13 protein-coding genes and 1 tRNA gene are annotated in these 13,704 nt (G+C 72.1%); 8 read left to right on the plus strand and 6 right to left on the minus strand.

The window, feature by feature from the left end; genetic code table 11:
- Nucleotides 1–471 precede the first annotated feature (471 nt).
- From H4F90_RS10630 to H4F90_RS10640, 3 genes are read left to right on the plus strand one after another with little or no spacing between them, the layout of a single operon-like run.
- Complete coding sequence (locus tag H4F90_RS10630) at nucleotides 472–1,590, plus strand: class 1 fructose-bisphosphatase (RefSeq protein ID WP_182664327.1); 1,119 nt, start codon at nucleotides 472–474, stop codon at nucleotides 1,588–1,590.
- Nucleotides 1,591–1,621: 31 nt separating this feature from the next.
- Nucleotides 1,622–2,494: a phosphoribulokinase gene (locus tag H4F90_RS10635; RefSeq protein ID WP_182664329.1), complete on the plus strand. Its 873-nt coding sequence runs from the start codon at nucleotides 1,622–1,624 to the stop codon at nucleotides 2,492–2,494.
- A 23-nt stretch (nucleotides 2,495–2,517) separates the two neighbouring features.
- Complete coding sequence (locus tag H4F90_RS10640; RefSeq protein ID WP_182664331.1) at nucleotides 2,518–3,318, plus strand: HAD-IA family hydrolase; 801 nt, start codon at nucleotides 2,518–2,520, stop codon at nucleotides 3,316–3,318.
- A 15-nt stretch (nucleotides 3,319–3,333) separates the two neighbouring features.
- Here the strand turns inward: H4F90_RS10640 and H4F90_RS10645 are convergent, their stop codons facing one another.
- On the minus strand, nucleotides 3,334–4,242 hold the full coding sequence (locus H4F90_RS10645) for a LysR family transcriptional regulator (RefSeq protein ID WP_182664333.1): 909 nt from the start codon (nucleotides 4,240–4,242) through the stop codon (nucleotides 3,334–3,336).
- Nucleotides 4,243–4,367: 125 nt separating this feature from the next.
- Between H4F90_RS10645 and H4F90_RS10650 the strand changes: the two genes are divergently transcribed.
- Together H4F90_RS10650 and H4F90_RS10655 are read left to right on the plus strand one after the other, a co-directional pair.
- A complete protein-coding gene (locus H4F90_RS10650) occupies nucleotides 4,368–4,934 on the plus strand; it encodes a pyridoxamine 5'-phosphate oxidase family protein (RefSeq protein WP_182664335.1) in 567 nt (188 codons plus the stop codon).
- A gap of 29 nt (nucleotides 4,935–4,963) precedes the next feature.
- Nucleotides 4,964–5,557 (plus strand): glutathione S-transferase family protein, encoded by a 594-nt coding sequence (locus H4F90_RS10655; protein ID WP_182664337.1) that lies wholly within the window; start codon nucleotides 4,964–4,966, stop codon nucleotides 5,555–5,557.
- 130 nt (nucleotides 5,558–5,687) lie between these two features.
- Here the strand turns inward: H4F90_RS10655 and H4F90_RS10660 are convergent.
- The 3 genes from H4F90_RS10660 to H4F90_RS10670 form a co-directional block, all read right to left on the minus strand.
- Nucleotides 5,688–5,764 (minus strand) — tRNA-Val (locus H4F90_RS10660).
- Between the two features lie 39 nt (nucleotides 5,765–5,803).
- Nucleotides 5,804–8,104, minus strand: coding sequence for a RelA/SpoT family protein (locus H4F90_RS10665; protein ID WP_182664339.1), 2,301 nt, complete (start codon nucleotides 8,102–8,104; stop codon nucleotides 5,804–5,806).
- A 19-nt stretch (nucleotides 8,105–8,123) separates the two neighbouring features.
- Nucleotides 8,124–9,116, minus strand: coding sequence for an alpha/beta fold hydrolase (locus tag H4F90_RS10670; protein ID WP_182664341.1), 993 nt, complete (start codon nucleotides 9,114–9,116; stop codon nucleotides 8,124–8,126).
- Between the two features lie 181 nt (nucleotides 9,117–9,297).
- Here H4F90_RS10670 and H4F90_RS10675 point away from each other — a divergent pair, with 181 nt between their 5' ends.
- On the plus strand, nucleotides 9,298–10,077 hold the full coding sequence (locus H4F90_RS10675; protein WP_182664344.1) for a 3-hydroxybutyrate dehydrogenase: 780 nt from the start codon (nucleotides 9,298–9,300) through the stop codon (nucleotides 10,075–10,077).
- A gap of 17 nt (nucleotides 10,078–10,094) precedes the next feature.
- Here H4F90_RS10675 and H4F90_RS10680 read toward each other — a convergent pair whose 3' ends face one another.
- Nucleotides 10,095–10,817: an SIMPL domain-containing protein gene (locus H4F90_RS10680; RefSeq protein WP_182664346.1), complete on the minus strand. Its 723-nt coding sequence runs from the start codon at nucleotides 10,815–10,817 to the stop codon at nucleotides 10,095–10,097.
- Nucleotides 10,818–11,029: 212 nt separating this feature from the next.
- On the opposite strand from H4F90_RS10680, the gene ompR reads away from it, so the two are divergent.
- The gene (gene ompR / locus H4F90_RS10685; RefSeq protein WP_182664348.1) at nucleotides 11,030–11,764 is read left to right on the plus strand and encodes an osmolarity response regulator transcription factor OmpR; all 735 of its coding nucleotides are present in this window, start codon (nucleotides 11,030–11,032) and stop codon (nucleotides 11,762–11,764) included.
- Between the two features lie 61 nt (nucleotides 11,765–11,825).
- Nucleotides 11,826–13,247, plus strand: a complete 1,422-nt coding sequence (locus H4F90_RS10690) for an ATP-binding protein (protein WP_182664350.1) — start codon at nucleotides 11,826–11,828, stop codon at nucleotides 13,245–13,247.
- Nucleotides 13,248–13,264: 17 nt separating this feature from the next.
- Here the strand turns inward: H4F90_RS10690 and H4F90_RS10695 are convergent, their stop codons facing one another.
- On the minus strand, nucleotides 13,265–13,681 hold the full coding sequence (locus H4F90_RS10695) for a group II truncated hemoglobin (RefSeq protein ID WP_182664352.1): 417 nt from the start codon (nucleotides 13,679–13,681) through the stop codon (nucleotides 13,265–13,267).
- Between the last annotated feature and the right edge of the window lie 23 nt (nucleotides 13,682–13,704).

Raw genomic sequence — 13,704 nt, forward strand, 5'->3', positions numbered from 1 at the left:
GAGGAGTGGCCCGGCGTGTCCGGACGGCGCATAGGTCAGTCGCTCTTAATCGACCCTGCACTTCTTTTGACTGTACCTAAGCCTTCCGCGGACATATGGTTGCGCCATGCCGGAAGTAAGACCCTCCGGCGTCCGTTTTTGTGCCTGTTCCGGCTTCGGGGAATCGCCCGCGGTCGCCTCGCATTCCCCGGTGTCGGGAGGGAGCTGCGAGCCTCGGCAAGGACCATCCGGTCGTGCCGTGAGGAACTTGGCTGCGGGTCCCGTCGATGGTCACCCACCACGACTTCATCGGATCCCTGCCAGCACGACCATCGGGTCAACCCCGTCGGGCCGTGGTCCAGGCACGTTTTCTTCCGATCGGCCCGGCCGGGATGCAAGGCATTCCGGCCGGTGCTCGCCGGGTCGCCTTCCCCGCATCCGTTACGCTAGACGCCATCCGGGCGGCGCTCGCCCGCGAGGAGGAGACCGCGCATGCACCTGGGCCGCACCACGCTTTCGAAGTTCCTGATCGAGGAACTCCGGGGCGGCAGCGAAGCCCCGGACCTGGGGGCCCTGCTCGTGGACGTGGCCGCGGCCGTCAAGGCCATCGCGGCCATGGCCGGCAAGGGCGCCCTCGGCCTCCCGCCACCAGGTGCCGAGACGGCGGGGGGCGGACTCGAGCACCTGGCCCGCCAGACCCTGCTGCAGGCCTGCGAATGGGGTGGCCTGGTGGCCGGCATGGCCACCCCGGCGCTGGAGGCACCGTATGCGCTGCCGCCGCAGTACCGCCGGGGTCCCTTCCTGCTCCTCTTCGAGGCCATCGAGGATTCCGGCGACCGGGTGGGCAACGCTGCCGTCGGCACACTCTTCTCGGTGCTCCGCCATGCGGGCGAGGCGGTGCCGCAGGCCGAGGCCTTCCTGCAGCCGGGGGTGCGGCAGCTGGCGGCCGGCTATGCGATCTACGGCCCGGCGACGATGCTGGTGCTGACCGTCGGCCGTGGCACCCACGGCTTCACGCTGGACCGCGAGGTCGGCAATTTCATCCTGACCCACCCCGACCTGCGCATTCCGGCCGAAGGCGGCGAATGCGCGATCGATGCCAGCCACGAGCGCTTCTGGGAGCCGCCGCTGCGCCGCTATGTGCGCGAGTGCAAGGCCGGCCGCGCCGGCGAGCGTGGCCGGGCTTTTTCGCTGCGCTGGATCGACAGCACGGTGGCGGCCGTGCACCGCGTGCTGACCGTCGGCGGCGTGTTCATGGTGCCGCGCATGCGAGCCGATCCGGATGCGCCGGTCGACGAGGCCGTGCCCCAGGACACGCTGCCGCTGCACCAGCTCTGTGGCGTGAACCCGGTGGCCTGGCTGGTCGAGCAGGCCGGCGGACGGGCTTCCACCGGCCGGGGGCGCGTGCTGGAAGTCGAGCCCAAGGCGCTGCATGCGCGGGTGCCGCTGATCCTGGGCTCATGCGATGAGATCGAGCGCATCGAGCGCTACCACGCCGAGCACGACAGCGGTGCGGACGAGGCCTATGTCAGCCCGCTGTTCAACCAGCGTTCGCTCTACCGCGCCGAGGCCCGGCGGGGTCCGTCCCGCGGCTTCGGCCGCCAGCCCTGATCCTGAATCTGATTCCGCGAGTTTCCGGCCCATGTCCCGCCGCCATCCCATCATCGCGGTCACCGGCTCGTCCGGCGCCGGCACCACCACCGTGATGAAGAGCTTCGCGCACATCTTCCGCCGCGAGGGCGTGAAGGCGCAGATCGTCGAAGGCGATGCCTTCCATCGTCACGACCGTGCAGCCATGCGCGAGGCGGTGCGCGCCTCCGAAGCCGAGGGGGCGAACTACCTGTCGCACTTCGGGCCCGAGGGCAACCTGCTGCCGCGCCTGGCGCAGTGCTTCGCCGACTACGGCCGCGGCGGCGGCGGCGAGATTCGCAAGTACGTCCATGACGAGGACGAGGCGGCCGTGCATGGCGCGGCGCCCGGCTGCTTCACGCCCTGGCGCCCGATCGAGCCCGGCAGTGACCTCTTGTTCTATGAAGGCCTGCACGGCGGCTACGTGGGCCCCGACGCCGACATTGCCCAGCATGTGGACCTGCTGATCGGCGTTGTGCCGATCATCAACCTCGAATGGATCCAGAAGCTGCACCGTGACGGCACCCTGCGCGGCTATTCCAAGGAAGCCATCACCGAGACCATCCTGCGCCGCATGCCGGACTATGTGAACCACATCTGTCCGCAGTTCAGCCGCACGCATGTCAACTTCCAGCGCGTGCCGACGGTCGACACCTCCAACCCCTTCATCGCCGCCGACATCCCCAGCGCCGACGAGAGCATGGTGGTGATCCGCTTCGCCGACCCCAAGGGCATCGACTTCCCTTACCTGCTGTCCATGCTGCAGAACAGCTGGATGAGCCGCCCCAACAACATCGTCGTGCCGGGCGGCAAGATGGGCCTGGCCATGCAGCTCATCTTCACGCCCATGGTGCTGCGGCTGATGGACCTCAAGCGCCGCATCTAGCCGCCGCCCGAGCCGCCTCCCCGATGCGTCTGCGCCCCACCCCACGCCCGCCGCTGGCTGCGTTGATCTTCGACGTCGACGGCACCCTGGCCGAGACCGAGCGCGATGGCCACCGTGTCGCCTTCAACGAGGCCTTCGCCGCCTGCGGCCTGGACTGGCACTGGGACGATGCGACCTACGCCCGTCTCCTGGGCGTGACTGGCGGCATGGAACGCATGCTGGCCTGGTGGGCCGGACTGCAGCCCAAGCCGCCGCGGCCCGAGGCGATCGCCGCGATGCGCGAGGCGCTCCGCCCGGTGCATCAGGAGAAGACCCGGCGCTATGCCGACCGTGTGGCGCTCGGCCATGTGCAGCTGCGGCCCGGCATTGCGCGCCTGCTGCGTGAGGCGCACCGGGTCGGCATGCGCATCGCCATCGCCAGCACCACGGTGCCGGCCAATGTCGAAACGCTGCTGCGGCTGACGATCGGCCCCGAGGCGCCCGGCTGGATCGAGCAGCTCAGCGCTGGCGACATGGTGCCGCGCAAGAAGCCTGCGCCCGACATCTACCTGCATGCGCTGGAGCACCTCGGCCTGGCGGCCGATCAGGTGCTGGCGCTGGAGGATTCGCACCTTGGCCTGTCGGCCGCGCGGGCCGCCGGCCTGCGCTGCATCGTCACCCGTGCGCTCTACACCGAGGGCGAGGACTTCTCCGGGGCCTGGGCCGAGCTTGACCAGCTCGGCGAGCCCGGCGAGCCCGGCCGGGGCCACATCGACGGCCGGCCCTGGCAAGGCGTGGTCGACGTGGCCACCCTGCGCGAATGGGCCTTCCGGCCGGATTGGTGAGGCCGGTCCCGGCCGCTAGCCCGGCATGAGTGCCGCGAGCCGCTGTCGCAGCACCGGCACCCCCCAGTCCATGAAGGCCCGCAGCCGCGACGAAGGCCGCCGCCCGGCCGGATGCAGCAGCTGAACCGGCCGCGGGGGCGGCTCGGCATCCTGCAGCACGCGGACCAGCCGGCCGGCGGCCAGGGCCTCCGCCGCCTGGTAGCCCAGCACCCGCACCAGGCCCAGCCCGGCCTCGGCGGCGGCCAGTGCGGTGTCGACCTGGTTGGTGCTGAGCACGCAGGGCAGAGTCCGCTTCACCGTCTGGCGGCCGCGTGACAGGGTCCACTCGGGCCCCTGGCCCAGGCCGCTGAAGTGCACGCCGCGGTGCCCGGCCAGCTCGTCCGGCGTTTCCGGCCGGCCGTGCGTGGCCAGATAGGCCGGGCTGGCGCAGACGATGCGCGGCGTGTGCCCCAGCGGCACGGCGATCAGCGAGGAATCCGGCAGCTCGCCGATGCGGATGGCCAGGTCCAGACCCTCCTCCAGCAAGTCGACCACCCGGTCGAGCAGCAGCAGTTCGGCATGCATCGCGGGGTGCGCCGCCAGGAAGCCGTTGAGCACGGGCCCGACATGCAGGCGGCCGAACTGCACCGGGGCGGTCAGCGCAAGCCGGCCGCTGGGCTGCTGGCGGCGCGCGCTGAGCTCTGCCTCGGCCTGTTCGATGGCGGCCAGCACCTGGCGGCAGTGGGCCAGGTAGTCGCGGCCCTCTTCGCTGAGGGCCAGGCGGCGTGTCGTGCGATGCAGCAGGCGCACCCCCAGGGCCTGTTCCAGTGCGGCCAGCATGCGCACCACGGCCGGCGGCGAGCTGTCCAGGCTCTCGGCCGCGGCGCGCAGGCTGCCGCTGTCGACGATGCGCACGAAGGTCTGCATGGCGCGGAGCTTGTCCATCGGGAAGGCGGAAGGTGAGTGATCCGAGAAATGGAACGATGCATTGATGTTCAAGCCATTTGTTCCATCCTGCAAGACCATCACCATGCGGCCACGCCCGGAGTGCCCGGGGTTGAGGAGCTTCGATGGCCCATGCCCACGCCCAGATCTATGCCTCGGCCAGCGTCTTGGACGAGCAGCAGGCCCGCGGCAGCGCCGCGGCCCAGGCGCGTCGCCGCGCCGAGGCCGGGCCCAACGACTGCCTGGGCCCGCGCGAGATCGATTACCTGGCTGCACGTGACAGCCTCTACCTGGCCACCGTCAGTGCCGACGGCTGGCCCTATGTGCAGCACCGCGGCGGTCCGCCCGGTTTCCTGCATGTGCTCGATCCGCGGACCCTGCTGATGGCCGATCGGCCCGGCAACCGCCAGCACCTGAGCGCGGGCCATCTGCAGGCCGTGCCGCGGGCGGCGCTGATCCTGGTCGACTACCCGACGCGGCGGCGGCTCAAGCTCGTGGCCGAGGTCACGCTGCTGCGCCCCGACCAGGCCCCTGCCGCGGCCTCTGGGCTGCCCGGCCTCGACGGTGCCGAGCGCCTGATCCGCTTCGACCTGCGCGGCTACGACTGGAACTGCAGCCAGTTCATCACCCCGCGCTACCGCGCCGACGAGTGGCTGGCTGCCGGCCCCGAGACGGCGCCCGCCTGCCCCTGATCCCCCTGCACGGTCCAAGGAGACCCACGATGCGCCTGCACGACCTCACCCTTTCCGGCAACTGCTACAAGGTCCGCCTCTTCGCGGCCCTCATCGGCCAGCCGCTCACCCTGAAGCCGGTCGACTTCCTCGGGGGCGAACAGCGCCAGCCGGCCTTCCTGGCCCTGAACCCCTTCGGCCAGATGCCGGTGCTGGAGGACGAAGGCCGCGTGCTGCGCGACTCCCAGGCCATCCTGGTCTATCTGGCGCGCAAGCACGGCGACCCGGCCTGGCTGCCGGAGGACGCCGGTGGCCTGGCCGAGGTCATGCAGTGGCTCTCCACCGCCGCGAACGAGGTCCAGCATGGGCCCGCCGATGCGCGGCTCGCGCTGAAGTTCGGGCTGCCGATCGACCTGGCCGCGGCCCAGGCCACCGCCGCGCACGTGCTGGGTCTGCTCGATGCCCATCTGCAGCGCCACGACTGGCTGGCCTGCGGCCGACCGACCGTGGCCGACTGCGCGGTCTATCCCTACTGCGCGCTGGCCGGGGAGGGCGGCATCGACCTCGCGCCCTATCCGGCCCTGCGCGCCTGGTTCGACCGCCTGCGCGCCCTGCCGGGCTATGTCTCCATGCCCGGGCTCTGAGCCGGCGCGATCCCCCGCTGCGGCCTGCGGGCCGCGATCCAGGGCCCTGCAGCGCAGGGCCCTGCGTGGTCCCGCGCCGGAAAGCAAAAAGCCCGGTTCCTTTCGGAACCGGGCTCTCGCCATGCAGTGTTGGTAGGCGCGATTGGACTCGAACCAACGACCCCCACCATGTCAAGGTGGTGCTCTAACCAGCTGAGCTACGCGCCTGCAAGCCGATGACTATAACAGCATTTTCAGCCTTGTGCCTCAAACGCGTCGCGCCACGGTCACGCCCGCAATCTGCCGCACTTGCAGCAGGGTACTGTCCAGCCGGGCGGCATCGCCCACCTCCACCGTGAAGGTCATGGCCGCGATCCCCTTGTTGCTGTGGGTCGAGGCGCCGATGACATTGGTCTTCTCCTTCGCGAAGACTTCGGTGATGTCGCGCAGCAGGCCCGGCCGGTCATGCGCCTGCACGAAGACGTCCACCGGGTAGACCGCAGCCTCAGCCCCTGAGCCTGGCTTGCCCCAGGTCACGGGGATGACCCGCTCCGGCGCGCGCTGCTTCATCTGGCGGAAGTTGCTGCAGCTCTCGCGGTGCACGGCCACGCCCTTGCCGCGCGTCACGTAGCCGCCGATGCGGTCGGGTGGTGCCGGCTTGCAGCAGCGCGCCAGCGTGGTCATCAGCGAAGCGACGCCGACGACCAGCACCCCGCCGCCCTCGACGGCCGCCTCGCTGGCGCCCCGAGCCAGTCGCTGGGCCAGCAACTCGTCCGCGTCGGGCGCGGGCTCGCTCGGGCGCAGGGCCAGCTCGATCGGGCGCAGCGGAAACTCGTCCTTGCCGACGCCTTCGAACAGGGCCTGGGCATCGCGGAAGCCCAGCTGCGCGGCCAGTTCGTCGAGCTTGATGGTCGTGCGTCCCTCGCGCTGCAGCAGCTTCTCGACCGTCTCGCGGCCGCGGGCGATGGTCTGGGCCTGGGCGATGGCATTGAACCAGGCGCGCACCTTGGCCCGTGCCCGCGGGCTGGCCAGGTAGCCCAGCTCGGGGTTCAGCCAGTCCAGCGAGGGGCCGCCTTCCTTGGTTGCGATGATCTCCACCGTCTGCCCGCTCTGCAGCGGGGTGACCAGCGGCACCATCGCGCCGTCGACCTTCGCGCCGCGGCAGCGGTGGCCCAGCTCGGTGTGCAGGGTATAGGCCAGATCGATGGCGGTGGCGCCGGCCGGCAGCTCCACGATCTCGGCCTGCGGCGTGAAGACGAAGATGCGCTCATCGAACCAGCGATCCGGCACGGTGGCCGCTTCGGCGCCGCTGGCATCCGGCGCGGGCGCAGCCAGCTCGCGCTCCCAGGCCAGCAGCTGGTGCAGCACGGCCTTGCGGGCCTGGGCGAGCGGGGCCTGCAGGGTGTCGTCGGCCTGCACGCCGGCGTAACCGCGGGTGCCCGCCTCCTTGTAGGCCCAGTGGGCGGCCAGGCCGCTCTCGGCCTGCTCGTGCATCTCGCGGGTCCGGATCTGCACCTCGATCGGCCGCAGGCCGTCGGCCGGGTCCAGCACCACGGTGTGCAGCGAGCGGTAGCCGTTCGGCTTGGGCCGGGCGATGTAGTCGTCGAATTCCTCGGGCAGCGGCTGCCACAGCTCGTGCACGCGGCTCAGCGCGGCATAGCAGTCGCGCACGCTCGGCACGATCACGCGCAGGGCCTGCAGGTCGAAGATGCGGTCGATCGGCAGGCGCTTGCCCTGCATCTTCTTCCAGATGCTGTAGAGGTGCTTGGGCCGGCCCTGCACTTCGGCCTGCACGCCGCTGGCGGCCAGGGCCTCGGCCAGGCGGGCGCGGACGGTCTCGACGCCCGCCTCGCGCTCGCCGCGCTTGGCATCGAGCAGGCGGGCGATGCGCTGGTAGGCCTCGGGCTGCAGGAAGCGGAAGGACAGGTCTTCCAGCTCCCACTTCAGCTGCCACAGGCCCAGGCGGTTGGCCAGTGGCGCGAAGACCTGGGCTGTCTCCTCGGCCAGGGCACGCGGGCAGGGCTGCTTGCTGGCCGCGTAGTGGCGCAGGGTCTGCAGCCGCGAGGCCAGGCGCAGCAGCACCACGCGCAGATCGCGCGAGAAGGCCAGCAGCATCTTGCGCACGCGCTCGATCTGCGCGGCGCGGTGTGCCGCGCTGCTGCTCTCGCGCGCATCGGCCAGGGCGTCGCGGGCGCTGCGCTGCAGTTGCACCAGCTTGCGGGTGTGGCTGACCAGGCCGGCGTAGCCCGGCCCGAAGGTCTTGGCCACCACCTCTTCCGGCCGCGCCAGGTATTCGCCGGCGTAGACCAGGTAGGCCGCGGCGGCCACGCCGGGCGCCGCACCCAGGCCGAGCAGCAGCCCGGCCACGCCGTCGGCATGGGCCAGCGCGGCTTCGCCGGTGTCGAAGACTTCGCCGCTCAGCAGCGGTGCGGCGAAGGCCCGCGCACGGGCCAGCAGCTCGTGGGCTTCCTCGGCGGCCACGCCGACGGAGCTTGGGGTGTCCGGCGCATCGGCCAGTTGCACGATGGCCGCGCTGGCCGGGACGGAAGCGGGGGGAGGAGGCTGCATGCCCTGGGGGATGGCCGCTTCAGGCGGCGCGGAGGAAATCGGTGACAAGGGCCTGCTGGGCCGGATCGACCAGGGTCGGGGCATGGCCGACCCCGGCGAGATCCACCCAGCGGGCGCGCGGGCCGCGCTCGGTCATGGCCTGGGCGGTCTCGGGGCTCAGCAGATCGGATTCGGCGCCGCGCAACAGCAGGGTCGGCATGTCCAGGCGCTCGTAGCAGCCCCAGAGCCAGGCCTCCATGGCCGCGACCTGCTGGGGCGCCACCGCGCGGAAGGGCAGGGCGATGGCCGGGTCGTGCTGGGTGGTCCACGGCCCGGCGGCCTGCGGATCGTCGGCGGCGGTGCGCGGCTGCACGCTTGCGGCCTCGCCCGCACGCAGCGCGGCGGCCTCGGCGGGCGGCGTGTCGCGCAGGCGTTCGGGCAGCAGCTGATGCAGGCTCAGCGCGCGCCAGTCGGCCTCGCTGTGCGGGCCGAAGCCCAGGCCGATCGCGCGCAGCCAGGCCACGCCCTCGTCGAGGCTTGCGAAGCTCGGGCGCTCGCCGACGTAGTCGCCGATGCGGCCGATCGCCTGCGGGTTCAGCGTCGGGCCGACATCGTTCAGCACCAGGCGACGGATCAGGCCCTGGCCGCGGCCGTCGCGCATCGCGCCGACGACCATGCCGATCAGGCCGCCCATCGAGGTGCCGACCCAGTCCACCGGCCCCGCCGCCAGGCGGCCCAGCAGGGCCACCAGATCGGCCGCATAGGTCGGCAGGCCGTAGCCGGCCGGATCGGCCAGGCGGTCCGAGCGACCGCGGCCGACCACGTCCGGGCAGACCACGCGGTGCGTGGCCTGCAGCGTGCGGGCCAGCGCGTCGAAATCGCGCCCCTGCCGGGTCAGGCCGTGCACGCAGACGGCGACCGGCGCGGTGGACCCCGCCGGGCCGGTGCAGGGCCAGTCCCACCAGGCCAGGCGGTGCAGGCCGCGGGGGTCGGCACAGAGGAGGTGGTGCAGGGTCGGTTCGGTGCAGGGCATGGCGGCGGCGGGAAGGCGGTGCGCGGGATCGGCACGCAGGCGCCATGGTGCATCAAGCGCCGCGCCGCCCGTTCGCCGGGGTGGCAGGCGACTTGCAACGGCCTGCGGGAATAATCGACATCCATCCCCCGCGAGGCCGGTCGAGAAACGGTCCGCATCCATCCCCGACAGGAGTGTTCCCATGTTGTCAGGCAAGACTGCCGTCGTGACCGGCTCGACCAGCGGCATCGGCCTGGGCATCGCGATCGAACTGGCCCGCCAGGGCGCGAACGTGGTGCTCAACGGCTTCGGCGACAGCGCCGCCCCGCTGGCCGAGGTGCGTGCCCTGGCCGCGGCCGGCGCCCAGGTCGATTTCCATGGCGCCGACATGAGCAAGCCGGCCGAGATCGCCGCATTGATCGCCTTCGCCGAACAGCGCTTCGGCGCCGTCGACATCCTCGTGAACAACGCCGGCATCCAGCATGTCGCGCCGGTCGAGGATTTCCCGATCGAGAAGTGGGATGCCATCCTCGCGATCAACCTGAGCTCGGCCTTCCACACCATCCGCGCCGCCATGCCCGGCATGCGCGCGCGCAACTGGGGCCGCATCCTCAACATCGCCTCGGCCCACGGCCTGGTGGCCTCGGCCGGCAAGAGCGCCTACGTGGCGGCCAAGCACGGCCTGGTCGGCCTGACCAAGGCCGTCGCGCTCGAGACCGCGACCACCGGCATCACCGCCAACGCCATCTGCCCCGGCTGGGTGCTGACCCCGCTGGTGCAGAAGCAGATCGACGATCGCGCCGCCCGCGAGGGCATCTCGGTGCGCCAGGCCGAGCAGGACCTGCTCGGCGAGAAGCAGCCCTCGCTGCAGTTCACCACGCCGGCCCAGCTTGGCGAGCTGGCCGTCTTCCTGTGCTCGCCCGCGGCGGCCAATGTGAAGGGCCAGTCCTGGGCCATGGATGGCGGCTGGACGGCGCAGTAAGCGCCCCGTCGCCTGGCTCAGGGCAGCAAGACCACGCTGCCGCTGACGCTCACGCCGACCACGCCCTTGCCGGCTTCCACCGGCACCGGCGCGTCGGCAGCCATCACCGCCATCTCCGCACGGCGGAACATCGGTCGCGGCTGGGGCGCGCTCTCGCTGCCCTGCAGCCGGACCTCGCCCAGCGCATAGCCGGAGAAGCCGAAGGCCCTGGCCGTGTCGGCTGCCTTCTGGCGGAAGGCAGCGATGGCCTGGGCGCTGGCCTCGGCTTCGTGGCGGCGTGCCGTGTCGCGTGCGATCGAGGGGCTGACGCCGATCACGTTCAGGCCGCCCAGCCGGCCGGCGGTCTGCGCGATGCGTGCGCTGTCGCGACCTTCCAGCACCAGCTCGGCCTGGCCCTGCCAGCCGCTGATGCGGCCGTCCTTGCCGTAGCGCGGGCTCAGGTTGAAGCCGCCGGTGCGCACGATCAGGGCATCGCCCTCGGCCGCGGCCCGGGCGGTCTTCAGCGCGGCCTCCAGCGCCTGCTTCAGGGCGGCCTGCACCTGGGCGGCGTCGCTGCCCTCGCGCACGGCCTGCAGGGTGAGGGTCAGCCAGTCCTGCGCAACCTCCAGCTGCGACTCCGCCTGCAGGTGGACCACATTGCGCGGTGCCGTGGCCTCGGCCCGCGTCGGCCCGCTCAGGGCCAGGCCCAGGGCCAGGCCCAGCAGCAGCGGGTGGAGGGGGCGGAAAGGGCTCGACGGCATGCGGTTCTCCAGGGTTGGGAGCCGGTGGACCGCACGCGGCGGAGCCGGTTCCGTGGACGATCCGGCATCCTGCCCGGCCCTGCCGCCGCGCGTGCCCCCGCGGGGCTGGCAAGATATGTAACAAGCCGATCCCGCCGCGCGGGCCGTCGGCGGCGATGCATACCATGTCGCGCCCCCTGCGCCCATCCCGGGTTGCACGGAACGCCCGAACAATGACCGCCGAAGCCAAGACCCGTCCCAACCGCATCGTGGTCGTCGATGACGATGCCCGCATCCGTGACCTGCTGCGCCGCTACCTGGCCCAGGAAGGCTTTGATGTGCTGCTCGCCGAGGATGGCAAGGTGCTCACCCGCACCCTGACCCGCGAGGCCGTGGACCTGATCGTGCTGGACCTGATGCTGCCCGGCGAGGACGGCCTGTCGATCTGCCGCCGCCTGCGTGCCGCCAACGACGCGACGCCGATCATCATGCTCACCGCCAAGGTCGAGGATGTGGACCGCATCGTCGGCCTCGAGGTGGGCGCCGACGACTACCTGCCCAAGCCCTTCAACCCGCGCGAGCTGCTGGCCCGCATCCATGCGGTGCTGCGTCGCCGGCCGGCGCCCGAGGCGCCGGGGGCCCCGTCACGAGAAGCCCAGGCGGTCAGCTTCGGCCCCTTCGAGTTCGACCTGACCCTGCGCCGCCTGACCCGCGACGGTGAGAGCATCCCGCTGACCACGGGCGAGTTCTCCATGCTCAAGGCACTGGTGCGCCACCCGCGCCAGCCGCTGGGCCGCGACAAGCTCGCCCAGCTCGCGCGGGGCCGCGAGTTCGAACCCTTCGACCGCAGCCTGGACGTTCAGGTCTCGCGCCTGCGCAAGCTGATCGAGCCCGATCCGGCGCAGCCGCGCTACATCCAGACGGTCTGGGGTGTCGGCTACGTCTTCGTGCCGGACGGCTCGTCCTGAGCCTTCGCTGCCGATGCGCGCCGCGCCCGAGCCCGTTCGCACCGAAGCGCCCCCGGACGCGATGCCCGCAAGCGGGGAAGGCGCGCTCACGGCGGCGTCCCTGCCGCGTCCTGCCGCGCTGCGCCTGGGGCCGGTTCGCCGGCTGGCGCTTCGCCTCGGCCTGCCGCGCAGCTTCAGCCTCTTCGTCCGCACCCTGATGCTGCTCGGTCTGCTGCTGGTGGCCGAGCTGGCCTTCTGGCTGCCCGCGCTGCGCGCGCTGGACACCGAGCCGCGCCGCGCCCTGGCCGCCCAGCACATCGCCAGCGTCGTGCAGCTCACCGAGGCCGCGCTGCGCGACACCGATCCGATCGACCGCGTCGCCCGGCTGCATGCGCTCGGCGTCGGTGGCCTGCGCGTGCGGCCCCGCGAGGCGGACGATCGCGTGACCGCCTACGGCATCGACCGCGACAGCCATGCCCTGGTGCGTGCGCTGCAGGCCCGGCTGGGCCCCGAGACCCTGGTCGCCCGTGCCGTCGACGATCAGCCCGGCCTCTGGGTCGGCTTCATGATCGGTGCGGATCCCTGGTGGCTGCGCAGCGAGATGCCGCCGCCGCCGCATCTGCCGCGCAGCGCCTGGGACTGGCTGCCGGGCGTGCTGGCCCTGCTCGGGACCGTGCTCGCCTCGGCCCTGATCGCCATGCTCATCAACCGGCCGCTGCGCCGCCTGTCCTTCGCGGCCAGCCGCTTCCGCGGCGGCGAGTACGAGGAATCGCGGCTCGACGAAGACACCCCGACCCGTGAAGTCCGCGAAGTCAACCGCGGCTTCAACCGCATGGCCCGCGAACTGGCCCGGGTCGAAGAGGAGCGCACCGTGATGCTGGCCGGCATCAGCCACGACCTGCGCACCCCGCTGGCCCGGCTGCGGCTGGAGGCCGAGATGAGCGTGGCCGACGACGAGGCCCGCCGCCACATCGCCGAGGACATCGACCAGCTCGACGCCACCATCGACAAGTTCATGGACTACGCGCGCCCGGGCGGCCCGCGCCTGCAGCCCGTGCATCTGGCCGGGGTGATCGACCGCGAGATCGCCGCGCTGCGCGACAGCCCGCTGATCCGCGTCGTCTCGCGGGTGGCCATCGACACCCGGGTGCTCGCCGACGAACTGGAACTCGGCCGGGTCTTCGCCAACCTGTTCGAGAACGCGCGCCGCTACGGGCGCAGCGCCGACAGCGGGATGGCCGAGGTCGATGTGGCCTATGCGCGCAGCGGGCCCTGGGTGGAGATCACCGTCAGCGACCGCGGCCCCGGCGTGCCTTCGGCCATGCTGGAGCGGCTGACCACGCCCTTCTTCCGCGGCGACGTGGCGCGCACCGCCGCCACCGGCGCCGGTCTCGGCCTGACCATCGTCGACAAGACCGTGCAGCGCATGGGGGGCCGCTTCCAACTGAACAACGGCGAGGCCGGCGGCCTGGTGGCCACCCTGAGGCTCAAGCGCGCGGCCTGAGCGCGGCCCCCCGCGGCTCAGGCGCCGCCGACGTTGCGCATCCAGTCGGCCGTCTGCGCGAAGGCCTGGGCCAGGCGCGGCTGCATCGCCTCGGCCACCCCGCAGTCCCGCATGGCCTGGGCCATGCAAGCCAGCCACTGGTCGCGTTCCCGGATGCCGATGCGGTACGGCAGGTGCCGCGCGCGCAGACGCGGGTGACCGTAGCGCTCGATGTAGTGGTTCGGTCCGCCCAGCCAGCCGCAGAGGAACCAGAACAGCTTGTCGCGCGCGCTCTCCAGCGTCGGCGGGTGCACGGCGCGCAGGGCGGCGTAGTCCGGCTCCAGATCCATCAGGTCGTAAAAGCGGTCCACCAGCTGGCGCACCGGCGCTTCGCCGCCCAGCAGGTCGAAGGCGGTCTGCGCGTGCGGCGGGCGGTCGTCATGGTTGGGCAGCATGGGCCCAAGTGTCGCCCAGGCCG

Source organism: Aquariibacter albus, from assembly GCF_014145335.1.
Classification (GTDB): Bacteria; Pseudomonadota; Gammaproteobacteria; order Burkholderiales; family Burkholderiaceae_C; genus Aquariibacter; species Aquariibacter albus.

Excerpts from the sequence above, each read along its gene's own strand:
- H4F90_RS10630 (WP_182664327.1), top strand. The coding sequence starts at position 472 with ATGCACCTGGGCCGCACCACGCTTTCGAAGTTCCTGATCGAGGAACTC.
- H4F90_RS10635 (WP_182664329.1), top strand. The coding sequence starts at position 1,622 with ATGTCCCGCCGCCATCCCATCATCGCGGTCACCGGCTCGTCCGGCGCC.
- H4F90_RS10640 (WP_182664331.1), top strand. The coding sequence starts at position 2,518 with ATGCGTCTGCGCCCCACCCCACGCCCGCCGCTGGCTGCGTTGATCTTC.
- H4F90_RS10645 (WP_182664333.1), bottom strand. The coding sequence starts at position 4,242 with ATGGACAAGCTCCGCGCCATGCAGACCTTCGTGCGCATCGTCGACAGC.
- H4F90_RS10650 (WP_182664335.1), top strand. The coding sequence starts at position 4,368 with ATGGCCCATGCCCACGCCCAGATCTATGCCTCGGCCAGCGTCTTGGAC.
- H4F90_RS10655 (WP_182664337.1), top strand. The coding sequence starts at position 4,964 with ATGCGCCTGCACGACCTCACCCTTTCCGGCAACTGCTACAAGGTCCGC.
- H4F90_RS10665 (WP_182664339.1), bottom strand. The coding sequence starts at position 8,104 with ATGCAGCCTCCTCCCCCCGCTTCCGTCCCGGCCAGCGCGGCCATCGTG.
- H4F90_RS10670 (WP_182664341.1), bottom strand. The coding sequence starts at position 9,116 with ATGCCCTGCACCGAACCGACCCTGCACCACCTCCTCTGTGCCGACCCC.
- H4F90_RS10675 (WP_182664344.1), top strand. The coding sequence starts at position 9,298 with ATGTTGTCAGGCAAGACTGCCGTCGTGACCGGCTCGACCAGCGGCATC.
- H4F90_RS10680 (WP_182664346.1), bottom strand. The coding sequence starts at position 10,817 with ATGCCGTCGAGCCCTTTCCGCCCCCTCCACCCGCTGCTGCTGGGCCTG.
- ompR (WP_182664348.1), top strand. The coding sequence starts at position 11,030 with ATGACCGCCGAAGCCAAGACCCGTCCCAACCGCATCGTGGTCGTCGAT.
- H4F90_RS10690 (WP_182664350.1), top strand. The coding sequence starts at position 11,826 with ATGCCCGCAAGCGGGGAAGGCGCGCTCACGGCGGCGTCCCTGCCGCGT.
- H4F90_RS10695 (WP_182664352.1), bottom strand. The coding sequence starts at position 13,681 with ATGCTGCCCAACCATGACGACCGCCCGCCGCACGCGCAGACCGCCTTC.